At 48.1% G+C, this 21,839-nt stretch carries 24 protein-coding genes; 15 read left to right on the forward strand and 9 right to left on the reverse strand.

The genetic code is table 11. The features are described from left to right. Positions 1-600 precede the first annotated feature (600 nt). Positions 601-1,023, reverse strand: coding sequence for an EamA family transporter (locus tag Q0224_RS01905; protein WP_297948684.1), 423 nt, complete (start codon positions 1,021-1,023; stop codon positions 601-603). A gap of 468 nt (positions 1,024-1,491) precedes the next feature. Between Q0224_RS01905 and Q0224_RS01910 the strand changes: the two genes are divergently transcribed. Continuing rightward, complete coding sequence (locus Q0224_RS01910; RefSeq protein WP_297948686.1) at positions 1,492-1,875, forward strand: DUF4878 domain-containing protein; 384 nt, start codon at positions 1,492-1,494, stop codon at positions 1,873-1,875. Further along, entirely contained in the window at positions 1,857-2,468 is a 612-nt protein-coding gene (locus tag Q0224_RS01915; RefSeq protein ID WP_297948688.1) for a YiiX/YebB-like N1pC/P60 family cysteine hydrolase, read from the forward strand. Before Q0224_RS01910 ends, Q0224_RS01915 begins: the two co-directional genes overlap by 19 nt. 392 nt (positions 2,469-2,860) lie before the next feature. Here Q0224_RS01915 and nusA read toward each other — a convergent pair whose 3' ends face one another. Further along, positions 2,861-3,988 (reverse strand): transcription termination factor NusA, encoded by a 1,128-nt coding sequence (gene nusA / locus Q0224_RS01920; protein WP_297882735.1) that lies wholly within the window; start codon positions 3,986-3,988, stop codon positions 2,861-2,863. A gap of 157 nt (positions 3,989-4,145) precedes the next feature. Between nusA and Q0224_RS01925 the strand changes: the two genes are divergently transcribed. Genes Q0224_RS01925 through Q0224_RS01940 form a run of 4 tightly spaced genes read left to right on the forward strand, consistent with a single transcriptional unit; the run spans position 4,146 to position 7,116 of the window. Continuing rightward, entirely contained in the window at positions 4,146-4,388 is a 243-nt protein-coding gene (locus Q0224_RS01925; protein WP_005870077.1) for an HP0268 family nuclease, read from the forward strand. After that, positions 4,385-5,680, forward strand: a complete 1,296-nt coding sequence (gene miaB, locus Q0224_RS01930) for a tRNA (N6-isopentenyl adenosine(37)-C2)-methylthiotransferase MiaB (RefSeq protein WP_297948690.1) — start codon at positions 4,385-4,387, stop codon at positions 5,678-5,680. Before Q0224_RS01925 ends, miaB begins: the two co-directional genes overlap by 4 nt. Then, positions 5,661-6,314: a lysophospholipid acyltransferase family protein gene (locus tag Q0224_RS01935; RefSeq protein ID WP_297948692.1), complete on the forward strand. Its 654-nt coding sequence runs from the start codon at positions 5,661-5,663 to the stop codon at positions 6,312-6,314. The genes miaB and Q0224_RS01935 overlap by 20 nt, the downstream gene beginning before the upstream one ends. A 46-nt stretch (positions 6,315-6,360) precedes the next feature. Next, positions 6,361-7,116, forward strand: coding sequence for a hypothetical protein (locus Q0224_RS01940; protein WP_297948694.1), 756 nt, complete (start codon positions 6,361-6,363; stop codon positions 7,114-7,116). A 230-nt stretch (positions 7,117-7,346) separates the two neighbouring features. Here Q0224_RS01940 and Q0224_RS01945 read toward each other — a convergent pair whose 3' ends face one another. From Q0224_RS01945 to panC, 4 genes are read right to left on the reverse strand one after another with little or no spacing between them, the layout of a single operon-like run. Continuing rightward, positions 7,347-8,003 carry a metallophosphoesterase gene (locus Q0224_RS01945; protein ID WP_297948696.1) on the reverse strand — a complete coding sequence of 219 codons (657 nt, stop codon included), beginning with the start codon at positions 8,001-8,003 and terminating at the stop codon, positions 7,347-7,349. Beyond that, positions 8,000-9,001: a tRNA lysidine(34) synthetase TilS gene (gene tilS, locus Q0224_RS01950; RefSeq protein WP_297948698.1), complete on the reverse strand. Its 1,002-nt coding sequence runs from the start codon at positions 8,999-9,001 to the stop codon at positions 8,000-8,002. Before tilS ends, Q0224_RS01945 begins: the two co-directional genes overlap by 4 nt. Next, on the reverse strand, positions 8,998-10,512 hold the full coding sequence (locus tag Q0224_RS01955; RefSeq protein ID WP_297948700.1) for a MiaB/RimO family radical SAM methylthiotransferase: 1,515 nt from the start codon (positions 10,510-10,512) through the stop codon (positions 8,998-9,000). Before Q0224_RS01955 ends, tilS begins: the two co-directional genes overlap by 4 nt. 1 nt (position 10,513) lies before the next feature. Further along, positions 10,514-11,335 carry a pantoate--beta-alanine ligase gene (panC, locus tag Q0224_RS01960; RefSeq protein ID WP_297948702.1) on the reverse strand — a complete coding sequence of 274 codons (822 nt, stop codon included), beginning with the start codon at positions 11,333-11,335 and terminating at the stop codon, positions 10,514-10,516. Between the two features lie 165 nt (positions 11,336-11,500). On the opposite strand from panC, the gene Q0224_RS01965 reads away from it, so the two are divergent. From Q0224_RS01965 to Q0224_RS01985, 5 genes are all read left to right on the forward strand, one after another. Next, positions 11,501-11,800, forward strand: a complete 300-nt coding sequence (locus tag Q0224_RS01965) for a DUF883 domain-containing protein (RefSeq protein ID WP_297881913.1) — start codon at positions 11,501-11,503, stop codon at positions 11,798-11,800. Positions 11,801-12,059: 259 nt separating this feature from the next. Further along, positions 12,060-12,296: a hypothetical protein gene (locus Q0224_RS01970; protein WP_297895620.1), complete on the forward strand. Its 237-nt coding sequence runs from the start codon at positions 12,060-12,062 to the stop codon at positions 12,294-12,296. A 58-nt stretch (positions 12,297-12,354) separates the two neighbouring features. Beyond that, positions 12,355-13,452, forward strand: coding sequence for a peptide chain release factor 2 (prfB, locus tag Q0224_RS01975; RefSeq protein ID WP_297948704.1), 1,098 nt, complete (start codon positions 12,355-12,357; stop codon positions 13,450-13,452). A 20-nt stretch (positions 13,453-13,472) separates the two neighbouring features. Next, positions 13,473-13,808, forward strand: coding sequence for a type II secretion system protein (locus Q0224_RS01980; protein ID WP_297948706.1), 336 nt, complete (start codon positions 13,473-13,475; stop codon positions 13,806-13,808). Positions 13,809-13,818: 10 nt separating this feature from the next. After that, positions 13,819-14,256: a hypothetical protein gene (locus tag Q0224_RS01985; protein WP_297948708.1), complete on the forward strand. Its 438-nt coding sequence runs from the start codon at positions 13,819-13,821 to the stop codon at positions 14,254-14,256. Between the two features lie 172 nt (positions 14,257-14,428). Here Q0224_RS01985 and Q0224_RS01990 read toward each other — a convergent pair whose 3' ends face one another. From Q0224_RS01990 to uvrA, 3 genes are all read right to left on the reverse strand, one after another. Beyond that, on the reverse strand, positions 14,429-14,737 hold the full coding sequence (locus tag Q0224_RS01990; RefSeq protein ID WP_297948710.1) for a hypothetical protein: 309 nt from the start codon (positions 14,735-14,737) through the stop codon (positions 14,429-14,431). 65 nt (positions 14,738-14,802) lie between these two features. After that, positions 14,803-15,504: a hypothetical protein gene (locus Q0224_RS01995; protein ID WP_297948713.1), complete on the reverse strand. Its 702-nt coding sequence runs from the start codon at positions 15,502-15,504 to the stop codon at positions 14,803-14,805. 21 nt (positions 15,505-15,525) lie between these two features. Next, a complete protein-coding gene (gene uvrA, locus Q0224_RS02000; RefSeq protein WP_297948715.1) occupies positions 15,526-18,372 on the reverse strand; it encodes an excinuclease ABC subunit UvrA in 2,847 nt (948 codons plus the stop codon). A gap of 75 nt (positions 18,373-18,447) precedes the next feature. Here uvrA and Q0224_RS02005 point away from each other — a divergent pair, with 75 nt between their 5' ends. From Q0224_RS02005 to Q0224_RS02020, 4 genes are all read left to right on the forward strand, one after another. Continuing rightward, positions 18,448-19,635, forward strand: coding sequence for a hypothetical protein (locus tag Q0224_RS02005; RefSeq protein ID WP_297948717.1), 1,188 nt, complete (start codon positions 18,448-18,450; stop codon positions 19,633-19,635). Between the two features lie 105 nt (positions 19,636-19,740). Then, positions 19,741-20,214, forward strand: coding sequence for a hypothetical protein (locus tag Q0224_RS02010; protein ID WP_297948718.1), 474 nt, complete (start codon positions 19,741-19,743; stop codon positions 20,212-20,214). A gap of 73 nt (positions 20,215-20,287) precedes the next feature. Next, positions 20,288-21,562 carry a spore photoproduct lyase family protein gene (locus Q0224_RS02015; RefSeq protein WP_297948719.1) on the forward strand — a complete coding sequence of 425 codons (1,275 nt, stop codon included), beginning with the start codon at positions 20,288-20,290 and terminating at the stop codon, positions 21,560-21,562. 126 nt (positions 21,563-21,688) lie between these two features. Further along, the gene (locus Q0224_RS02020; protein ID WP_297948721.1) at positions 21,689-21,820 is read left to right on the forward strand and encodes a hypothetical protein; all 132 of its coding nucleotides are present in this window, start codon (positions 21,689-21,691) and stop codon (positions 21,818-21,820) included. Positions 21,821-21,839: the final 19 nt, after the last annotated feature.

Below are 21,839 nucleotides of genomic sequence, written 5' to 3' on the forward strand. Positions count from 1 at the left end.
GAAAGACGAAGCTAAAGAAGAGGGATCATCTAAGGCTAAAGGTAAGAGGGGCAAGAAGGGTAAGGGAGAGTAATTTCTCCCGACCTTAGCTTATTATTCTACAAGTCTAGCGCTTGCGGCGATTGCAAGGGTTAGGTAGCAAATGCATAGATTTAGGTGGAGCTAAGAAAGTGTGCAAGATTTTAATTCGAATCTTGCGTAATTAGCTTACTCGACTATACTGTAGATTTAGAAGTTTACAGTTCGATTTAAACTTGTGGATGCGATTTTATTTTATGGTACGGTGAGCCGATATTTTTTGGAATTTTAAGGTGTAAATTCCTGATTTCTCATAAATTTCAATCTCACTACTTTTAAGCAGAACTAAAATTACCCTAAAGACCGCCTAACTACAGCAAGGTATTGGCAAATCTATTGCCGGCGCGTTTCAGATAATGCCTGAAATCGTGTAGGCTAAAGTCAAGCCATAAGAAATCATAATGGTTTAGGGCGGCAATTTTGCAGAAGCGGCAGTGGGTTTATTTTACAACAAAGCGTATGGCGTAACGCGAGCGTAGCGGCTAAAAAAGACTATAAGAGTATATTTAAGCAAATTTTACCCTATTTAAACGCCAGCATCATCACTCCCGCGCCGATTAGTGCTAGCGCAAGCCATTCGCGAAGGCTCGGGCGCTCGCCTAAAAATATCACGGCGATGATTACAACGAGTACCACGCTTAGCTTATCGATTGGTGCTACTTGATAGGCTTTGCCGATTTGTAGGGCTTTGAAATACGCTAGCCACGATGCACCCGTCGCCAGCCCACTTAGTATCAAAAATACCCAGTTGCGAGGGGTTAGACTAGATAACGGCTGCCAGGCTTTAGCGTAGCACAGGAATGCGGCGAGGCAAAAGGCGATGACGATCGTGCGAATAAAAGTCGCAAAGTGAGAGTTGATCCCTTCGAGTCCGATTTTAGCAAATATCGCGGTCAGCGCCGCAAAGGTTGCTGATGCAAGTGCCCAAACCGCCCATGTCTCCATGATATTCCTTTATGAAATGAATTATTGGATTATAGCCCTATTTAGGTAAAATTTCCTTATAATTTCGCGAGCGTCGCAGCAAAAAGCTAAATCGCAAGCGAGCAATCCTACGAAGGCGGCATTTAAATTTTAAAATTTTAGTCGCAAAATACAGTTAAATTTTAGTTCCGACAAGCAAAGCTTGCCTCACGCGCTACCGAATGAGTTTGGGCGCCGTTTGAGTGGTGTGTCGCAAGATACGGTTCGCAGAAACTGCCATAAAATTTCGCTTTGGCAAGATAAAATTTTACCAAGGCAAGACGAGTTTCCCTTCGAATGCAAAATTCTATTTTAATTCAGCAAAAGCACGACCGAATACGCCTTCGCAAATCCAAACGCGATATAAATTCCCCCGAGTAGAAAGATCTGAATTTAAAAAAATATTTATCGTTTGTATATAGAATCTCAAAATTTCTACGAGGAGAGCTTATGAAAAAATTTCTACTCGCGCTCATCGCGATATTCGTTTTAGCGGGCTGCGGCAGCGACCCGAAAGGCGTAGCCGAGGACTTCATCAGAGCCCTATACGAGGGCGATTCTAAGACTTTGGTGGATGCTATAGACATACCCGACAAGGACAGATCGGACGACGGCTCTATGCAGATGATAAACGGCAAACTAATGCAAATGGCAGGTGCCGGCAAAGAGGAGGCTTCCAAGCGCGACGGGCTAAAAGGCGTCTCGGGCGAGCTGCAAAATAGCGACGAGAAATCAGCGCTCGTGAAAGTCGTCGTGTCTTTTAAAAACGGCACGAACCGCACCGAGAGCGTTAAACTCGTCAAAAAAGACGGCAAATGGAAGGTTGTGCTTTAGCCAAAAAGCTTCTCGTCTGCCTGACCTTCGCTCTAGGCGCATTCGGCGAGCTTTGGATGCTCACGCGCGCGCCTACGGCAAAAGAGCCGCTGCGGGTGCCGGATGAAATTTTATCAAATCTACGCACGGGCGATCTCGTCTTTCGCCTGGGTGACGTTACCGACAGCCGCATTATCGCGGCTACGACGGATTTTAAATACTCGCACGTAGGCATGATCGTGCGCGAGCGCCCGCTTTTGGTAGTGCATGCCGTAACGGGCGAGGGCGGGCTAGATGGCGTCGCGGCTGTTTCGATGCGCGAGTTCTTGGCGCATGCGCGAGACTTTGGCACGGTGCGGATGAAATTTTTAAGCGAGGAGCAAAAGGCGCGCCTCGCCGCTTCTTTACTTAGGCGCGTCGGCGAGAGTTTTACGTTAAGACCTCGCGGCGAAGCGAACCTCTACTGCACGACGCTGCTTGAGCAGGAAATTTCAAAAATAACGGAATTTTCGCCGCAGTATTTCGAACTCAACCTAGCTGTCCTGGGCGGCGAATACCTCTCGCCGAAGGCGTTTTGGCATTACGGCGGCGTTGAAATTTTATACGAGTGGTAGGCACGACCTAGCTTGGGCTGGAATTTTGCGCGCTGTGTAAATTTTAAAATTTCGCGTCGATTAAAATACGTGCGCGGGTGCAGATAGGATTGGATATAGAATTTTTGTGTCGTAAAATTCTTCAGTTTAAAATTTTATTCTGACACTAAAATTCTTGAAATTCCAAGTACTATAAATTCCATATACTTATAAAATTTGACTAGCTAAATTTATGAAATTTCTTTGACTACCGAATTCTTGGATTTTCATTTCAAGGTTGAATTTTATCTATAAAATAGAATTGTGCTTCTTTATAAAAATCCTCGAAACGTAGAATTCGCAAAATTTGTCAGACGTAAATTCGATGAAACACGCAATAGCCAAATTTTAAAAAAGCGAAGTGCGCTTCGTCTCTACAGCTCGCCGAAAAGCGCTTCGAGATTTTTAAGACCTTCTTCCTTGGATACCTTTTTCTCGCTCGCCAAGCCGGTTTCGATAAGCTCGATCTCGCAGCCGCACAGCATCGAGGCGAGGCGGATATTTAGGCCGTTTTTGCCGATCGCTTTGCTTTTTTGATCGGGGTTTACGTAGACGATCGCCTTGCCGTCCTGCGTTATTTTGACCGAGTTTACGATCGCGGGCGCCATCGCGCGAGTGATCAAAATTTCGGGGCTTGCAGAGTATTCAAACGCGTCGATGCTCTCACCGCCGCTTCCGTCTTGCAAATTTTTGCTTAAAAATCTACTCACCGCGTCGATGCGAGCGCCTCCTTTGCCGACGGTAGCGCCTACCGGATCGACATTTGGCGAGACTGCGCTAAGTGCGATCTTAGCGCGCCTACCCGGAATCCTAGCGCAGGCTTGGATGATGACGCTGCCGTCTTTGATCTCGGGGACTTCGGCGGCGAGCAGGGCTTCTAGGAATTTCGGGCTAGTGCGCGAAAGCTCCAGTCTGATACCGTGGGATTTGTCGATGGCTACGTTTTTGATGACGGCTTGCAGCACGTCGCCCACTTTGAAATTTTCACCCTTGATGCGGTTTTTTTGCGGCATGAAAGCCTTCGTATCCTCGATCTCTACGTAGGTCGTGCCGTCGTGATCGATCTTGGTGACCGTGCCGTGGGTGAGGGTGCCTACCTTGCTTTTATAGTTTTCAAAAATTTTCTCTTCAAGTAGCCTCTGGATGTGGAAATTTAGCTCTCTAGCTAGCACGCCGGAAGCCGTGCGGCCGAGGTTTTCGATATTTATTTCGTAGCTTAGCTCATCACCGATCTCTGCGTTTTCGCCTATTTTTTTGGCCTCGCTAAGCGCGATGAAGTTGTGATCGCCGAGCCGCTCATCATCATCTGCGACGACGTGGACTTTTTGGTAAAGCTTGACGCGCTTGGTCTGCGGATCGACTTCGCTGTCGTAGAGATACTCCTCGCCGAAAAGTCTTTTTGCGGTCTGGATGAACGCCGTTTTGACGCGTTCTTTGACGTCTGCGGGCTCAAGCCCCTTTTCATTTGCAATCGACTCGATGATGTCGGTGATTTTTTCCATAAATTTTCCTTAAGATTTGATTTCGTGCTACTAAATTTGGATTTTAAATTTTGAAGTGCGGTATTATATGGAATTTTGACTTTATTTTTATTTAAACGAATTATTATCTAAATTTCGCTAAACTCGCGGGTTTAAAACATAAATGAAAGGATAGATCATGCAGCTAAAACTTGCCAGAACGGAGCTTGCCTCTAAGCCAAAAAGCGTTAAGATCGAGGATTTGCAAGCCCAAGTAGAAAAGAGCGGACAAAAAATATTTTATCTGGATAGAGAAAATTCTCAAAAAGATTTAGCCGCTTTGGTGGATTTTTTCGACACTAAGGGTTTTAGCGTGTATCAGCGCATAGTGCGATACGGGCTGAACGAAAACGAGTATATGTATGAGGTGCATATCCTTTGAGCAAACTCCTCTTCATCCAGACCCTAGGTTGCGCGATGAACGTGCGCGATAGCGAGCATATTATCGCGCAGCTAAAAGAGCAAGATTACGAGATTACCGACGACGTAAATATTGCGGATCTGATCTTAATAAACACCTGCTCCGTGCGCGAAAAGCCCGTGCATAAGCTCTTCAGCGAGATCGGCGCATTCGATAAAGCGCGAAAAAGAGGCTCTAAAATCGGCGTTTGCGGCTGCACTGCAAGCCATCTGGGCGGAGAGATTTTTAAACGCGCGCCATTCGTGGATTTCGTACTCGGCGCCAGAAACGTATCTAAAATTTCGCAAGCCGTACGTACGCCAAAATTTATCAGCACGGACATAAACTACGACGAGAGCGAGTTTGCCTTCGGCGATTTTGCGAGCTCGCCATATAAATCTTTCATAAACATAATGATCGGCTGCGACAAAAAGTGCTCCTACTGCATCGTGCCGCAGACTAGGGGCGATGAAATTTCGATTCCCGCTCAAATCATCTTGCGCGAAGCCGAAAGATCCGCCGCTCGCGGCGCCAAAGAGATATTTCTGCTCGGTCAAAACGTCAATAACTACGGCAAGCGCTTTTCGAGCGCGCACGAAAAAATCGACTTCAGCGACCTGCTCGTGCGGCTTAGCGAGATAGAGGGCATCGAGCGCATCCGCTTTACCAGTCCGCATCCGCTGCATATGGACGATAAATTTTTGGACGTTTTTTGCAATAATCCTAAAATTTGCAAATCGATGCATATGCCGCTGCAAAGCGGCTCTAGCAAGGTTTTGCGCGATATGAAGCGCGGATATACCAAGCAGTGGTATCTGGACCGCGCGCTTAAACTGCGCCAAAGCTGCCCGGGCGTGGCGATTAGCACCGACATCATCGTGGGCTATCCTAGCGAGAGCGAGGAGGATTTTGCCGAGACGATGGAAGTATTGGAAGCGGTGAGATTTGAGCAGATTTTTTCCTTTAAATTTAGCCCTAGACCGCTCACGCCAGCAGCAAATTTAAAGCCGCTGGATGATGAAATTTCAAGCGAAAGGCTAAGCAGGCTGCAAAGCGCTCACATTAAAATTTTAGACGAGATCGCAAGGGCGCAAAAAGATAAAATTTTCGACGTGTATTTCGAGGAGCTGCGAGAGGGCGGCACTGCGTGCGGTAGAAGCTTTTCAAATTTTCTAATCTGTGCGCAAGGCGGCGAGGAGCTGTTAGGCAAGACGCACAGAGTACGTGTCGAAAAGACCGCCAGAATGGCGCTTTATGGAAAAGTTATCGCTTAAAAAGCGGCTGTTTTTCCGCATCGCCGAATATCTCATTTTTATCCTGATTTGGTGCATTTTTTTAACGTGCAGGGTTAAATTTACCCCTACGAAGCTGCCCGAAAAGCCCTGCGTCGTCGTGTTTTGGCATGGAAGACTGGCGATGATGAGCTTTGCGTATAGGCGCTGGTGGCTGCGGGATTTCGGCAGCAAGAGGCGTGCCAAGGTCATCATCTCGGATCACAAAGACGGCGAGATAATTACGCGCGTGATCTCGCATTTCGGTATCGGCGCGATCCGCGGCAGTAGCTTTAAGGGCGGCGCGCAAGCCCTTATGGGTGCGATCAAAGAGATAAAAAACGGCACCGACGTCATCATCACTCCCGACGGTCCGCGCGGTCCCCTTCACAGCGTCGCCGACGGTGCCGTGATCCTTGCGCAGCGGCTAAACTTAGACATTTACGCGCTAAATTACGAAGCGAGCAGTTTTTGGAAATTTCGCAGCTGGGACGAGATGGTGTTGCCAAAGCCGTTTTCGCGCATAAATTACAGCCTTAGCGCGCCGCTAAATTTGGCGGGGCTTAGTACCGAAGCAGGTAAAGAGGCGATCAGGCAACTGCTTTTTGCAAGCGCTGAGCAGGACATTAAATTTTAGTTTGAAATAATAGTGTTTCGATATAATTGCAATTTTAGGAGAAAAAATGGCACTATTTAAAGCAAAATCATTCCTCGGCGTCGCTAAAAGTGCCGACGCATGCGAGTTTTTTTATAGAAAATTGGGCTTTGGCAAAAGAATTTTGGATGAGAAATCCGATCGCTTTCCCATCGCGCAAGAAAATGATCTGGCTACCTCGCTAGCGGGCTTTGCGGATCTGAGTGATAAAAATTTAATCTCTTGCGTACTGATAGACGACGAAAATCAAAGGGTACATTTTAACGAAGATTATATGATTAAAGAAAATAGCATTTATCAAAAAGTCGATGATAGCTTCATAGTGGAATTTCCTCGCGCAAGTGCACAGGCGGCGGATGAGACTTTTGGAATAGAATTTAGCTCGCACGCTAGTTTATTTAAAATTTTATACTTCTTGCTAAAAAATCAAAGCGATTTTGAAAACATGGCGATGTTCGCACTGAAATTTAATAACCGCGCATGTTTCGTCGTTGCCAACCAAGAACGCGTGCTCTACGCCGATATAATGCGTATCGACGAGGAGATGCAGGCGGCGATGAGCGACGCGGACGAGCTATTTTACGAGCTTTTAAATTTTCAGATCGAGACCTTCTACAAATCCGAAAATAGCGAGTTCCTCACCAACGTTTTCATCTACTCCGACGGCACGCTCAGCAACGAGATCGGTTATGTGATTTTCACGCGCATCTTCATCAAAACAAATTTGATAAATCTAAATTTCGCCGATTACATCAACAAAATCGCGATGCTGGAAGCCCGCTAGATCAAATTTTTCGCTCCGCACCTAGGCAGAATTTTAAAATTTTATCTTTGCAATATTGCGCTTGCTTGATACGATTTAGTTGCTTGTTCGCGGTTGCGTTTTGTTAAATTTATCTCGCGTTACATAATGGAATTTTGACTAGGTAAAATCATCCGTATTTAACGGCTCGCTTTTAAATTTAAACTTATTTGCCGCAAAGGGCCTGTCTTGCGCCGTAAATTTTGTCTTTTTCACGAATCCCGATTAATTTTGCGTAAAAAATTTTCTATCAAAGCCTGCCTTTGCTCCACATCGTCGTTCTCGCTAATGCCCTCTAGCTCGCTTGCGTGATGAGCCTTGGGCGGGATATCTTTCAGATACGACCACACCTCGTCTTCGCTTAAAATTTTGCCGTGCAGATCAAAGCCCACGTTTAGCGCCCTGCCCGAAACTTCAGCCATATCTGCGTGCAGGTGACCGTAGAGCATCAGCGCGCCATAATGGCAGTTTGCCCACTCGATCATCGGGTAGTGAGATAGAGCCGCTCTCTTATGTGATAGGCGCACAAAGGCGTAGCCTACGATCTGCTCAAACATAAAATTACCGTCCGCCTTGTGCTGGCTTAACAGCTTGTTTTTCATCGCAGCGATGCGCCCATCGTGGTTGCCGAGCACCAAAAAATGTCGCCCGTTTAGTCTGCGAAGTAACTCGCAAGTGTGCGCAAAATCCTTGTGAAAGGAGACGTCGCCGAGATTATAGACGAGATCCTCGGGTGTAACAAGCGCATTCCAAGCGGCGATGAGATTTTCATCCATCTCGGCTACGTTTGCGCCTTTTCTAAAATTTGGATATTTTTTAAGCACCAGCTCGTGGCCGAAGTGCAGATCGGAAGTAAAATAAACGCTCATAAAAGCTCCTCAAATAGCGCAAGATCCGCGCCCTCAGCAAATAAAAATCCGCGGTTTATTGGCGGGACGGCGAGCCGCCTGCACGCTTCTTTAAATTTCTTGTCCATCGCGGCTTTGATATAGGGCGTTACGAGAATAAAATTTTTGCCCGCGCCGACGGCTACCTTGCCGCCTAGCACGCAGCCCGTGCCGTTTTCTAGGCAGCGCGCGCATTCGTTTCGTTGCGCCAAGCTTAGCACGAGTCCTAGCCGCTTGCACGCCTGATCGACGCCGCGAAGCTCGTTTGTGCCTCGTTTTACGAGGTAAATTTTAGGCGCGGGATTAGAAATCTCGGGAGCTAAATTTAACGCGTCGGTCGCCAAAAACTCAAAGCTTTTTTTCACGCCGCTAAAGTATTCGTCCAAAAAAGGCTCACTAAATTTCGCGCGAATAAATCCGCGTTTAAACCGGTCCGTTAAATTCGTCTCGTCGGTGAAGTATTTTAGGTTTCGCTCACGCAAAAACCGCTCCAGCTCGCACTTTCGCACGCCTAGAAGCGGACGAGCGATCGCGTAGTCCTCGCGGGCTTCTAGCTCTTGCATATCTAGCAGCTCGCTAAGTCCTGCGCCGCGCCCAAGCTGCATCAAAAACCACTCGAATTTATCGTCAAACTGATGCGCTAAGATCAAATTTTCATATCCCCGCTCGCGGCAAATCTCGGCAAAAAAATCATATCTAGCCGCGCGCGCTTCGTGCTCGAAATTTGACTCGCCCAGCTGCACGCTTTTTACGTAGATTTGTTTGTTAAATTTAGCCGCCAGATCTCGTGCCGAGGCGATCTCGTCCTTGCTCTGCGCGCGGACGTTGTAGTCCACGATCGCAAGGTCAAATTTCACACCCGCCTCGTCTAAGAGGTAAAAAAGCGCCGTACTATCGACGCCGTGAGAAAAGGCAAGCAGATTTTTGCCAGCCCGCAGCAAGGCTAGAATTTTGCTTGGAATTTCGGGCGAGTTTTTCATTGTCCTTGCGAGCTTTTTAGCACTCGAGCAAGCAGTCTATCGCCAGCAAATTCCGTGATTTCGCACTCGTATAGACCGCCTACTTTTAGATTTTGTACGTAGCTTTCGTTGATTAAAATTTCGCCGTCGATGTCCTTGTCCCATGCAAGAGGCTTGGCACCGTAAAAAAACTCGCCCTCGCTGCTGGCGCCTTCGATTATTAGGGGTATCTTTTTGCCTATGAGTGCGCGCATGCTGCTATCTATTGCCTCGCGCGTGATTTTTTCGATTTTATTCAGACGGCGACTAATTGTCCGCGCAGGGATTTGCGACATCGCAAAGCTCGCCGTATCCTCCTCCTTGCTGTAGGCAAAAGCTGAAATTCTATCAAATTTAAACTCCTGCAAAAAGTCGCAAAGCTCGTCAAATTCCGCGTCAGTCTCGCCTGGGTGTCCGACGATGACGCCCGTGCGCAGAAATGAATTAGGCGCTGCACGCATTAAGCTTAAAAGCTCTTTGATCCGCGCCGCGCTCGCGCCGCGCTTCATCAGGCTTAGCATTTTGTCGTTTATGTGCTGAATCGGCATGTCGAAGTAATTTGCGAAAACGGGTGAGTCCACGATCGTGCGGATGAGTCGCTCGTCGGTGCTGGTGGGGTAGAGATACAGCACGCGCGCGACCTTGACGCCTCTAATTTTTTCGATGCGTTTTATCAGTGCGACTAGATCTATATCCTGCTCGTGGACTCTTTCGTCGTCTGCACTCTCGCCGCCAGAGCCCTTACTGCAGGAGAGCCTACTACTTTGAGCGGAAATTTTATCTGCCGCGCTGCCGCTTGAGCCATCGGAATTCTGCCCGTCGCGAAAGACTGCGGAATTTAACTCATCGCGGTAGTCTTTAAAATTCGATCCGTCCTTTTTGCCGCATCTTAGATCGCGGCCGTAGCTGCTGGAATCCTGTGCGATAAAGCTAAAATCGTAAAACCCACGCGCTACCAAGCCGCGCACCTCTGCTTCGATGTCGTCTATACTGCGGCTTTTTAGGCGGCCTTTGAAGCTCGGAATGGCGCAGAAAGAGCATTTTTGATTACAGCCCTCCGAAATTTTAACGTAAGCGTGGTAGTTTGAGCCCGTTATCACGCGTGAAGAGGTAAGCGCGGGACTTTGCAGATATGTTTCCGGGTTGAATAAATTCTGCTTTTTTAAAATCATCTCATCGATTTTATCGTAGTCGCCAACGCCGCTAAAAATATCGACCTCGGGCAGTTCGCGCATGAGCTCGTCCTTGTAGCGCTGCATCAGACAGCCCGTGACGACCAGCAGCGCGCCGCTTTTTTTCTGCTCGCTAAGCTTCAAAATCGTGCGGATACTCTCCTGCTTGGCGCTTGCGATGAAGCCGCAGGTATTTACGATCATCACGTCCGCGCTAGCAGGCTCATCCGTGAGCTCATAGTTTTGCAAGCGCCCAAGCATGATCTCGCTATCGACTAAATTTTTATTGCAGCCTAGAGAAACGAGATGGAGTTTTGCCATTTTACAGCCAGATATTATCGATAAGGCGGGTTGTGCCGACCTTTGCGGCAAGCAGGATTATCGTATCGCCTTGCTTGATCTGCGAAATTTCATTAAATTTGTAATCCACGAACGCTATGTAATCGACCGCCAGCGGCTCAAGCACGCTAAGCATCTTTTCGCGGATGATATTTAGGCTGATCTCGCCTTTTTTAATAAGCGAGCTGGCGTTTAGCAAGGAGCGCGAAAGCTTAAGCGCCATAAGCTTTCCCTCCTCATCCAAATAAGCGTTGCGCGAGCTAAGCGCCAATCCATCGCTCTCGCGCACGATCTCACAAGGGATGATACTTATAGGCATAAAAAAGCTCTTTACCATCTTCTGCACGATGAAAAGCTGCTGGGTGTCCTTTTTACCCATATAAACGTTGCTAGGACGAGTTAGATTAAAAAGCTTATTTAGCACCTTAAGTACGCCGTCGAAGTGCCCGGGGCGCGTTTTGCCTTCTAAAATTTCACTTATCGGCTTAGGCGCTATGATCGCTGGCTCCTCCGTGCCGTAAATTTCATCCGCGGTCGGGATAAAAAGCGCGTTCACATCGAGGCTCTCGCAAATTTTAATATCGCCCGCTTCGTTTTTTGGGTAGCTATTTAGATCCTCGCCGGGCAAAAACTGCGCCGGATTGAGGAATGCGGAGACGATTACGATATCGTTTTCGTTTCGCGCCCTTTTTATGAGGCTCGCATGCCCCGCGTGCAAAGCTCCCATCGTAGGTACAAAGCCCACGCTGCCGCTTGCTGATGCTCTGAAGCTTTTTAACTCCTCTACGCTTCTAATGATCTGCATTGTTCTCTCTTTTCAATATAAAATATTAAGGCTGGCAATTATATCAAAAAATATTAAAGGTATAAATTAAGCGCGAAAGGGCGGTCTATTTAGCGAGCGTTAATCAATAAGTACTAAAATCCACCACGAGCTTTAGCTCTAAAATAAACTTCAAAAGGAGCGAAAATGGCTACTCAAGAGACAAATTTGGAGTCTTTGAAAAAGGATATCGACTCTTTAAAAGCGGATTTTAAAGAGATTATGAAGTCCATCAAAAACATAGGTGCAGAGCGTGCGGAGTCTGCCAAAGATAAAATTCTAGATCAGCTAAATAGCAATGAGATCAAAAAGTATATAGATGATCTAAGGCTTAAAGGCAAAGACGGCATAGAAAGCGTGAATGACACGATAAAACAAGACCCGATAAAAAGCGTCGCTATCGCTGCGGGTGTCGGATTTTTGCTCGCTTGGTTGCTGAAAAAATAATGGCCGGCATATCTGAATTTATAGTTTCGGTAGTAGAGCTCGTAGACGCTCAAGCTAGCGATATTAGGCGCTCTTTTTTAAAGAGCGCCAACTCGGTTTTACTAAATATAATTACGGGCGTGATTTGCATTATAGGCTTGGTTTTCTTTTTGCTAGGATTGCACGCGCTTCTTGAAAAAACTATCGGAGAAATTTGGGCGTATTTTGCCTGCTCTATCGCAGCTTTTTTATGCTCTATTATCGTATATAAGGTGCTTTCGTGCAAAGCGAAATGACAAAAGAAAAGCTAAGACTAGTGGTGTCTATGCTTGAAGACAAAAAAGCCGATTGCAAAAAGTTGAAGCTAGAAGAAGCAAAGCTAAAACTGCTACTAAACGACCCTTTGCCCGATCTCTCGACGGAGCTTAAACTGATTAATCACGGCAATATTAAGCAGGTTTTGATATCCCTAATAGATAAATGCTTAATAATGCCCGCCTTAAATAAAATTTTATAAACAACCTTAATCCAAAATATGTTATAATCACGCCAAAAGCATAAAAAGGTCTTAAATTTTGGATAATTACGAATACACGGAACTTTTAAAAACCCTAAATACTAAAGTCGAAAATATCGCTGGCGTCGTAAAACCGGAGAACATTAAAGCGCGCCTAAAAGAGATCGAGGAGCTTGAAAACGATCAAAATCTCTGGCAGGACATCGCAAAAGCAGGCGCCATCGGCAAGGAAAAAACTAAAATTTCAAATATCTTAAATAAATTTCTAAACGCTAAAAATGCCGTAGACGATGCAAAAGCTCTATATGAGCTGGCAAACTCGGAAAACGACGAGGAGACGATAAACTCGCTTTTTGCCGAAGCGGACGAACTAGAGGACAAGATCATAAATTTAGAAATTTCCATGATGCTTAGCGGCGAAAACGACGATAAAAACGCTATCGTCAGTATCCATCCGGGCGCGGGCGGTACGGAGAGCAACGACTGGGCGAGTATGCTATACCGCATGTATCTGCGCTTTTGCGAGCGAGAGGGCTTTAAGATCGAGGTTTTGGACTTTCAAGAGGGCGAGGAAGCGGGTCTTAAGGATGTCAGCTTCATCGTGCGCGGAGAGAACGCCTACGGATATCTGAAAGCCGAAAACGGCATCCATCGCCTGGTGCGCGTAAGCCCGTTTGATAGTGCAGGGCGCAGACACACGAGCTTTTCAAGCGTGATGGTAAGCCCCGAGCTAAATGATGATATCGAGATAAATATCGAAGAGAAGGATATTCGTGTCGATGTGTTTCGCGCAAGCGGCGCAGGCGGGCAGCATATCAATAAAACCGAAAGCGCCGTGCGTATCACGCACATCCCAACGGGTATCGTAGTAAACTGCCAAAATGATAGAAGCCAGCACAAAAACAAAGAAACGGCGATGAAGGTGTTAAAGTCGCGCCTTTACGAACTTGAGCTGATGAAGCAGCGCGAGAAGGACGAGAACGTGCCTAAAAGCGAGATCGGCTGGGGGCATCAGATCCGCTCCTACGTGCTTTTCCCGTATCAGCAGGTTAAGGACAACCGTAGCGGTGAGGCGTATAGCCAAACCGATGCGATTTTAGACGGCGATATAAAAAGCATAATCGAAGGCGTTTTGATTTCACAAGCGAACAAATAAATTTTTTTGAAAGGATGAGAATGAGTGAAGATGGAATTTTGCTAGCGCTAGGATATAGCGTAAACGACGCGACGGTCGCGCAGCTGCGAGGAATTTTATCGAAGTGTGATTTTGAGGATAACGAGCTTGATCGCATCGTGGGGCTGAACGATAAGCTTAAAATTTACGGTGCGCACGTGGCGATGTCCAATTCTAACCCATATTTTAAGATCAAAAATGACGCTACCAACGAGGAGCGCAAGACCGCTGTGGAGCAGATCATCAGCGCTTGGTCGGAAAAATTTAAGCTCAAGCTGCAAAAGGTCGCGGGCAAAGAGACTTATTACATTTTGGGTCGCCAAATTTCAAAAAATTAAGGAGCAAAATATGAAAAAAATTCTAGCTTTGATCGCCGCTGGAGTATTTTTGGCGGGCTGCGTTAGCAATGCGCCAAAGAGCGCGGTCGATGCGCCAAAAAGCGGCAAGTATTCTTTTGCCGATGTCCAAGACGGTATCCGTGCGATGAACCTACAAGGCAGCGTCGTGCAAAGCGATGCGTGCAAAAACGGCAATGGCGCGATGTGCTTAAATTTCGCGGATTCTATGTATTCCAAGCGCGACTATGCTTCGGCTGCTAACGCCTACAACGCCGCGTGCACGCTCTCTCAGAACTTCCCTGCATGCCAAAAGCTTGCGGCGATGCTTGAAAAAGGCGAGGGCGTGGAGCAGAATAAATTTAACGCCATCGATCTATACCGCATCTCGTGCTATTACGGCTACAAGGATGCGTGCGCAAATATGCGCCGCTTAGGATATAACGGCTAAGGCTTTGGGATTTAAATTTTAAAATTCTGTTTTAGATTTACTCACTACGAACTGCTTTCAAATTCCATTCCGCCGTATCGCGGGATGGAATTTGATGCGTGAAATTCTATTATCTAGCCGCAATGGCTAAGATTTTTCTTGCCTTCTCAATTTGCTCCATAACATACGCTTTTTAAAATTTAAACTTTCTAAATTCTATCTTTTCATTAAAAATCGACATCGTGCGTTGCAGGTTGCTTATATCTTTTTGCATCGTCTGCATAAAATAATCTCTCAGCTGCAGATATTCCTCTTTATTTGCCATCAAGATATTTAGTATCTCGACCTCGGCGTTTTCCTTATAAAGCACGAGCTGATCGTGAATACCGAAAAAGCCGAGGCTGCCGTTGCGTAGATGTATAATAGCCTTTGCTCCGAAAATTCCTGATGCGGCTAAAACAAAAATACACAATATATCAGTTATGCTTTCGCCGATTGTCATATCGTATGTATCGGCGGCAAAAATTAATAAAATCCAAAGAAGTAGTGCTATTTTTATAAACCAATTTATCCTTTGCCCCGCATACTGTGTCTGCAATCAAAGCTAATTATCATCGCACCTATACTATTTAATTCGAAAATTTTACGGATTTTGTTTTTATAATAATACAGAATTTTATCGTTTTTAAACTCAAAATACATGCCGTCTTTATCCCTAATTACGGTCAACAATAAAACCAATATAGACGGAAGCATTCGAAAAGTCTTAAGACTAACGGGATTTACTATGGTAGCAAAAGTCAAAAATATAATAAAACCTACCAGTAGCGCCGGAAATTGATAAATCATAAATTCGTAATAAGTATGATCTTTTATTACTATCGGCTCTTTGTCGTAGTCCCTGGCTTTGGAATTTTGCTGCAAAGAGTCGCTATCATCCAAGATAAAATTTTGCGGCTCTGCGTTGTTTTCATAGGCAGAATTCTGATCCGCTTTGGCTTCTAATTCGGCTTTTAAATTTAAAGCGCCAGGATTGGAATTTAGGGTTTCAGAATTTGAAGCTTCGGAATTTGGAGCCCTAGAATTCAGGGGTTCAGAATTCAGGATTTCAAAATTCGAGGCTTCAAAATTTGAGGCTTCAGAATTCTGAGTTTCAAAATTCGTGACTTTAAAATTTTCGCCGTTAGAATTTTGTTCCAAGCCCCGCTTCGGCTCTTGATGTCGCTTTTGTAGTAGCCTTTTTAATTCCTCAAGCCTGCTCTGATCCATTCTTGCCCCCGATAAGGCGTTTTAGCCCCGTTTATTTTTCCTCGTGCTTTTCATCGCCGCTAGCTCCTGCGCCAAAAATTCCCCCGTGTAGCTACCTGTCTTTTTAAAATCCTTCGCAAGCTTTTCTGGGGTGCCGCAAGCGACGATCTGTCCGCCACCCTCGCCGCCTTCGGGCCCCATGTCGATGATGTAATCGCAGTTTTTGATGACGTCCAGATTGTGCTCGATCACAAAGACGGAATTTCCCAGATCGACCAGATGATGCAGCACCGCTACCAAGCGATCTACGTCTGCAAAATGAAGCCCCGTCGTCGGCTCGTCCAGGATATACAGCGTGTTGCCCGTGTCGGTGCGGCTTAGCTCCTTGGCGAGCTTGACGCGCTGTGCCTCACCGCCGCTAAGCGTCGTGGCGGGTTGGCCTAGCGAAACGTAGCCGAGCCCGACGTCCGCGAGCGTCTTTAGCTTTTGATAAATTTTGGGCACGGCTTTGAAAAACTCGAGCGCCTCGTCGATACTCATCGCCAAAACGTCGGCTATGCTTTTGTTTTTGTATAAAATTTCAAGCGTCTGCGCGTTGTATCTCGTGCCGTGGCACACGTCGCAAACGACGCTGATATCGGGCAGGAAGTGCATCTCGATCGTGATTTCACCCTCGCCCGCGCATTTTTCGCAGCGCCCGCCCTTGACGTTGAAGCTGAAGCGGCCGATCTTGTATCCGCGCAGCTGCGCTTCCTTCGTCGCGGCAAAAAGCGCGCGGATCTCATCCATCACCCCCGTGTAGGTCGCGGGATTGCTGCGCGGGGTGCGTCCGATCGGGGTTTGATCCAGATAGATCACTTTATCCAGGCTCTCAAGCCCGGAAATTTTAGCGCCCTTTACCGCGTGCACCTTTTTGGCGCGATTTAGCTCCTCAAGCGCGGTAGGCAGTATGGTTTGCAGCACCAAGGAGCTCTTGCCGCTGCCGCTAACGCCCGTGATGCCGACTAAATTTCGCAGCGGAAATTTTGCGCAAAGGCCGTGAATGTTATTGATATTTACGTTTTTGATACTTAGCCAAAGCTCCTGCTTACGGTGCTTTTGGTAGTTTATCTCCTTTTGGTTGTTCAGATACAGCGCGGTTTGCGTATTGCTTTTAAGCAGATGCGCGACGTCTCCTGCGAATACGACCTCGCCGCCTAGATTACCCGCCCCAGGGCCGATATCCACGACGAAGTCCGCCGCCTCGATCGTCTTTTTATCGTGCTCGACGACGATTACGGAATTTCCCTTTTCCTGTAAGTTTCGCAGTGTCTTGATGAGCTTTTGCGTATCGCGCTCGTGAAGCCCGATGCTAGGCTCGTCGAGCACATACATCACGCCGCTAAGACCCGAACCGATCTGGCTTGCGATACGGATACGCTGCGCCTCGCCGCCGCTGATGGTACGCGCATCGCGCCCCAGCGTGAGGTATCCAAGCCCCACATCCTTTAAGAAAAACAGCCGCTCGTTGATCTCTTTTAGGATTGGCGCAGCGATCTGCGCGTCCTTTTCGCTTAAATTTGAAAACCGCTTCTCGTCGCTGAAAAATTTCACGCAGTCTGAGATACTCATATTTATCACGTCGCCGATGCCCTTATCTGCGACCTTTACGGCTAGGCTTTCGGGGCGCAAGCGCAGTCCGCCGCAGTCGGGGCAAATTTTTTCGCTCATATAATCGTCCAGATCGCTTTCGTTTTTGAGCAGATCGTAGGCATATTTGATCGCGCCCTCAAATTTACGCACGAGTTTATGTTTTTTCCAGTAAAAATCGATCTCTTTGACGCTGCCGTAGAGGATCAGCTTTTTTTGCTCCTCGTTTAAGCTTGCATACGGGATTTTGACGTTTATGCCGTTTGCTTCGCAAAATCCGAGTAAAAATTTATAGTAATAGCTCTTGTTAAAGCCCGACATCACTTTAATCGCGCCGCCCTCGATCGAGGCGTTTTCGTTGATGATCTTGCTCAGATCGAGGCTAAATTTTATCCCTAGCCCGTCGCAGCTCTCGCACGCACCCTTTGGAGAGTTGAAGCTAAAGGCGAGCGGCTCGAGCGGCTTGAATGAAATTTTACAATCAAAGCACGCCATATGCTCGCTGTAGTGGATCAGGCTCTGCGCGAGCCCAAGCTCGGCGGCATTTGCGATCTCCACCTCAAGCTCGCCGAAGCTGAGCTTGAGCGCCTTTTCGACGTCGCTTGCGATGCGGATGGAATTTTCCTCGTCGATGGTCGTGCGGTCGATGATGACTTTGATCGAGTGCTTTTTCGTCTTGCTCAGCTCGATCTCTTCATCAAGGCGCACTAGCACGCCGTCGATCTGAGCGCGCACGTAGCCCTGCTCGCGCAAGCTTTGCAACATATCGGCGAAGCTGCCCTTTTTCTCGCGCACCAAGGGCGCTCCCAAGATCACCTTTGCGCCGCGCGGCAGCTTCATAATCTCGGCGATGATGTCGCTGGAGCTCATCTTTGAGATCGGCTTGCCGCATTTGTGGCAGTGCTGCACCCCCACGCGCGCATAAAGCAGCCTCAGATAGTCGTAAATTTCGGTAATCGTGCCCACCGTCGAGCGCGGGTTTTTCGACGTCGTTTTTTGATCGATCGCGATCGCAGGCGTCAGACCGTCGATCTTATCGACGTCGGGCTTGCCTACGCGGTCTAAAAATTGCCTCGCGTAGCTGCTTAGGCTCTCGACGTATCTGCGCTGTCCCTCGGCATATAGCGTATCAAACGCCAGCGTGCTCTTGCCGCTGCCGCTAAGACCGGTAAAAACGACGAGTTTGTCCTTTGGAATTTGTAAATTTATATTTTTCAGATTGTGCTCGCGTGCGCCCGTGATGGTGATAAGATCATTCATTTTCGCCCTTTTGTGCCAAATTAATCTTATATTATAGCTCAAATTGTTAAAATTGCGCTTTTGGAAGGGGCGGCGATGATACTAATCTGCACGGCTTTGCGCTGCGAAGCCCAAGCGATAATCGAGAGTTTTAAACTTACGCGCAATGGCGATCTGTTCGCAGGCGAGCAGATGCTTCTATACATCTGCGGCGTGAGGTTTGGGGCTAAATTTAAAGTGGGTGCTGCAGGCGGCATAGAAATAGGATTTAAGAGCGAACCCGGCGCGGAATTTATTTGCCGTGCCGATACAGACGCAGAATTCGGGCGCGAGCTTCGCGCGGACACGGATGCGAAATTTGGACGCGAGGATCGACGCGGTGCGGACGCGAAATTTAAGCATTCTTCGGATACGGGCGCGCTCTGCGACGGCGATGCAGAGACCGGCTCCGCGCAAAATGCGACTGAAAATTTTGAAATTTTAAATTTTAACTCTGCGCAAAATTCAGAGCGCTTCGGTGAAATTTTACTTTCGCGGCGCGTGGACTTTGCGCTAAACATAGGCGTCTGCGGCTGCGCGGATAAAGGCGTGCAAATCGGCGAGGCCTTTTACTTTGACGGTACGGCAGCGCAGGAATTTTACGGCGAGGACGGATCGAAATTTTATAGCTCGCAGGTTGGGGAACACAGCACGCAGGCTCCGAAATTTCAAAAAGTTTGCGAGCGTGAATTTTGCGGCGCGAGTTTAGACGGTAAGCTGCGGGCAAATTTAATCTGCGTGAGCGAGCCTAAAATTTTAAACGCAGCGCAGCGGACCCGTGGGGCAAGTGTCGCAGCAATCGAGGCATGCGGCGAGATAAACGCACAAGCCCCAACGCAAGATACGAACGGCGCAGCAGATACAAAAAATTTCACGCGCGACGCGACGCGAGCTGCAATACAAAGCGCGACGCAGGTCGAGGCGCAAAATTTAGCGAGCATAAAACCCTCACAAATCGCGGTAGGTGAGTGTAGCGCTGCGACGAATACCGCAGCGCGCGCAATACAAAATACGCCGTGTACGGCAAAAGACGCCACCTGCGGGCGCGTAAATCACTGCGTTACGCTTTATGATATGGAGAGCGTGTTTTTTGTGAACGCTTGCGAGCGCGCGGGTGTGCCGTGGGCGATGATGAAGATCGTAAGCGATCATCTGCGCGGCGAGCGGCTTAGCAAAAGCTTCGTCTATGAGCTCGTAAAGGCGCGCCTGCCGCAAATCCGCGCCGCGATAAAGAGCGAAATTTAACTATGGATGCGTACGCAAAAAAACCGAGCCGAGAGATAAAATTTTGGCTTCATATGCCGAATACGACGCGGAATTAGAAAGTATTGCATAGTTACAGGAGAAACGATGAAAATAAAAGGCTCTTATCTATGTTTCGCCCTCTTGGCGTGCGCGTGCATCGCGGCTTGCGCGTATGCCGTGGCAGATATGTTCGCGGATCCGCCCTTGTTGGTCTTTTTAGCTCTTTTGCTAGTATTTTTCTGTATCGGGCTATGGCTAAAAGACGCTCTAATAGGCGCGCGCTACCTATTTTACTGCGTCTGCGTGCAACTGCTCTTTGCAGCGGCCATTTTCGCCGCCCTTAAATTCCCCGCCATGGCGCAGTTTGTGCGCAGTGCGGAGATAGGCATCGGCGGCATGCCGCTAGGTATCGCTCTGCTCGTGCTGCCCGCGTTTTTCTACGCCCTGCCGTATTACTACCGAACGGGCGTCAAAAAAATCCCGCAAAAGTTCACGCTCAGCGGAATTTTGATTCTAAACGTCGCTATTACGCTAGCTTACGCCTTCTATTTCGAGCGACTATTCTGCGGCGCGATCTGAAATTTCAACGATTTTCAGTGACGGTGCGCGAAATTTAAGTATAATTTGCAAAATTTAAACGAAGCGGAGCAAGATGACGGAGGCGAAAAAGGAGCTGGGCGCGCATTTTGGCGTGAATCTGAGCGAGCGATCGAGCGCGTTTTTGGGCGCGCTATTTGAGAAATTTCACTTTTCATTTCAGCAACGAAAGCAGCTTGCGGAGTTTGCGAGCGATTTTGAGGCGTGGGACGAGACACCCGTTTATGAGCTGCTTGCAGACGGGCAGTGCGAGCTAAATTTTGATAAAGCCAAATTTAATAAAACAGGGAAAGTCCCAAACGGCGAGCAAATTTTTAATTTCGTGCGCGAAGCCTGGCTTGAGCTAAAGTCGCGCCCGCACTCGTACGCGAGCTTCAAAAGCGATTACGAGCCGAAAAAATTTGAAATTTCATCTTTTCGCGCAGATCGCATCGCTTTGGGGCGCTGTCCGGTGGCGAGCGAAAACACGCGCTGCTGCAATCTGCTGACGCTTGATGCAGTCAATTCGTGCGGCTTTGACTGCTCCTATTGCGCGATCGGCTCCTTTTACAAGCACGGAAAAATCGGCTTTGACGAAAATTTCGCGGCAAATTTAGCGCGACTGCGGCTTGATCCCGCGCGCAGCTACCACATCGGCACGGGTCAGAGCTCCGACTCGCTTATGTGGGGCGATCGCTTCGGCATTTTAAGCGCACTAACGGACTTTGCGGCGCGGCATGAAAACGTGATTTTAGAGCTTAAAAGCAAGTCGAATAATATCCGGTTTTTCCTGCAGCGCGAGATCCCGCGCAACCTCATCATCACCTTTTCGCTAAATACGCCCGCGATCATTGCGAACGAGGAACATCTAAGCGCGAATCTGGATGCGCGGCTGGCGGCAGCCGAAGCGCTCGCGGCGCGCGGCATTTTGGTGGGCTTTCACCTCCACCCGATGGTTTGGTACGAGGGGTGGCGGAGTGATTACGGCGCGCTTTTTGAGCGGCTGCTGCGCCGCTTCGATCCAAGCGGCGTCGCGATGGTCTCGCTCGGCACGCTTACCTTCATTAAGCCCGTCGTAAAAAAACTGCGCTCACGCGGGCTGCGGAGCAAAATTCTGCAGATGCCCCTTACGGACGCGAACGGCAAGCTGTCTTATCCGCCGCAGATCAAGCGCGAGCTTTTTAAATTTGCCGCGGACGCGCTTTCGCCGTGGCGCGAGCGGGTGTTTTTCTACCTCTGCATGGAGGATACGAGCCTGTGGCGCGAGGTTTTGGGCTGCGAGTACGAAAGCAATGACGCCTTTGAGGAGGCGATGAAGGCGGCGTATTTCGCAAAGATACGGCAGCGCTAGATGCGCTGTTTGCCGCAGACGTCGCAGTCCGTATCAGCTCGCATGCGGCGCCGAAAATATAGAGCACGAAATTTGCGGCGGACACTGTGAGCGGTTAAAATTTAGCGCCACACCCGGCTTTATGAAATGAAATTTTATAAATCGTGTGGGGCGGATACGGCGAGCGGCGATGAAATTTTGCAAAGCGGCGGCGCGGCAAAACGCCCGCGGGCTAAATTTAAAATTTTACCCGGCAAAGTCGCGGCGCGGTTTAAATAATCCGCGTAAATTTAGCGCA

The sequence above is a fragment of the uncultured Campylobacter sp. genome (genome assembly GCF_938002845.1).
GTDB lineage: Bacteria > Campylobacterota > Campylobacteria > Campylobacterales > Campylobacteraceae > Campylobacter_B.

Bases quoted from the DNA above. Each gene is read 5' to 3' on its own strand.
- Q0224_RS01905 (WP_297948684.1), bottom strand. From the start codon at position 1,023: ATGGAGACATGGGCGGTTTGGGCACTTGCATCAGCAACCTTTGCGGCG.
- tilS (WP_297948698.1), bottom strand. From the start codon at position 9,001: ATGAAAAACTCGCCCGAAATTCCAAGCAAAATTCTAGCCTTGCTGCGG.
- Q0224_RS01935 (WP_297948692.1), top strand. From the start codon at position 5,661: ATGGAAAAGTTATCGCTTAAAAAGCGGCTGTTTTTCCGCATCGCCGAA.
- Q0224_RS01945 (WP_297948696.1), bottom strand. From the start codon at position 8,003: ATGAGCGTTTATTTTACTTCCGATCTGCACTTCGGCCACGAGCTGGTG.
- uvrA (WP_297948715.1), bottom strand. From the start codon at position 18,372: ATGAATGATCTTATCACCATCACGGGCGCACGCGAGCACAATCTGAAA.
- Q0224_RS02005 (WP_297948717.1), top strand. From the start codon at position 18,448: ATGATACTAATCTGCACGGCTTTGCGCTGCGAAGCCCAAGCGATAATC.
- Q0224_RS01995 (WP_297948713.1), bottom strand. From the start codon at position 15,504: ATGGATCAGAGCAGGCTTGAGGAATTAAAAAGGCTACTACAAAAGCGA.
- nusA (WP_297882735.1), bottom strand. From the start codon at position 3,988: ATGGAAAAAATCACCGACATCATCGAGTCGATTGCAAATGAAAAGGGG.
- Q0224_RS01990 (WP_297948710.1), bottom strand. From the start codon at position 14,737: ATGACAATCGGCGAAAGCATAACTGATATATTGTGTATTTTTGTTTTA.
- Q0224_RS01925 (WP_005870077.1), top strand. From the start codon at position 4,146: ATGCAGCTAAAACTTGCCAGAACGGAGCTTGCCTCTAAGCCAAAAAGC.
- Q0224_RS01940 (WP_297948694.1), top strand. From the start codon at position 6,361: ATGGCACTATTTAAAGCAAAATCATTCCTCGGCGTCGCTAAAAGTGCC.
- Q0224_RS01910 (WP_297948686.1), top strand. From the start codon at position 1,492: ATGAAAAAATTTCTACTCGCGCTCATCGCGATATTCGTTTTAGCGGGC.
- Q0224_RS01965 (WP_297881913.1), top strand. From the start codon at position 11,501: ATGGCTACTCAAGAGACAAATTTGGAGTCTTTGAAAAAGGATATCGAC.
- Q0224_RS01915 (WP_297948688.1), top strand. From the start codon at position 1,857: ATGGAAGGTTGTGCTTTAGCCAAAAAGCTTCTCGTCTGCCTGACCTTC.
- Q0224_RS02020 (WP_297948721.1), top strand. From the start codon at position 21,689: ATGAAATTTTATAAATCGTGTGGGGCGGATACGGCGAGCGGCGATGAA.
- Q0224_RS01955 (WP_297948700.1), bottom strand. From the start codon at position 10,512: ATGGCAAAACTCCATCTCGTTTCTCTAGGCTGCAATAAAAATTTAGTC.
- Q0224_RS01980 (WP_297948706.1), top strand. From the start codon at position 13,473: ATGAGTGAAGATGGAATTTTGCTAGCGCTAGGATATAGCGTAAACGAC.
- panC (WP_297948702.1), bottom strand. From the start codon at position 11,335: ATGCAGATCATTAGAAGCGTAGAGGAGTTAAAAAGCTTCAGAGCATCA.
- Q0224_RS01985 (WP_297948708.1), top strand. From the start codon at position 13,819: ATGAAAAAAATTCTAGCTTTGATCGCCGCTGGAGTATTTTTGGCGGGC.
- Q0224_RS02015 (WP_297948719.1), top strand. From the start codon at position 20,288: ATGACGGAGGCGAAAAAGGAGCTGGGCGCGCATTTTGGCGTGAATCTG.
- Q0224_RS02010 (WP_297948718.1), top strand. From the start codon at position 19,741: ATGAAAATAAAAGGCTCTTATCTATGTTTCGCCCTCTTGGCGTGCGCG.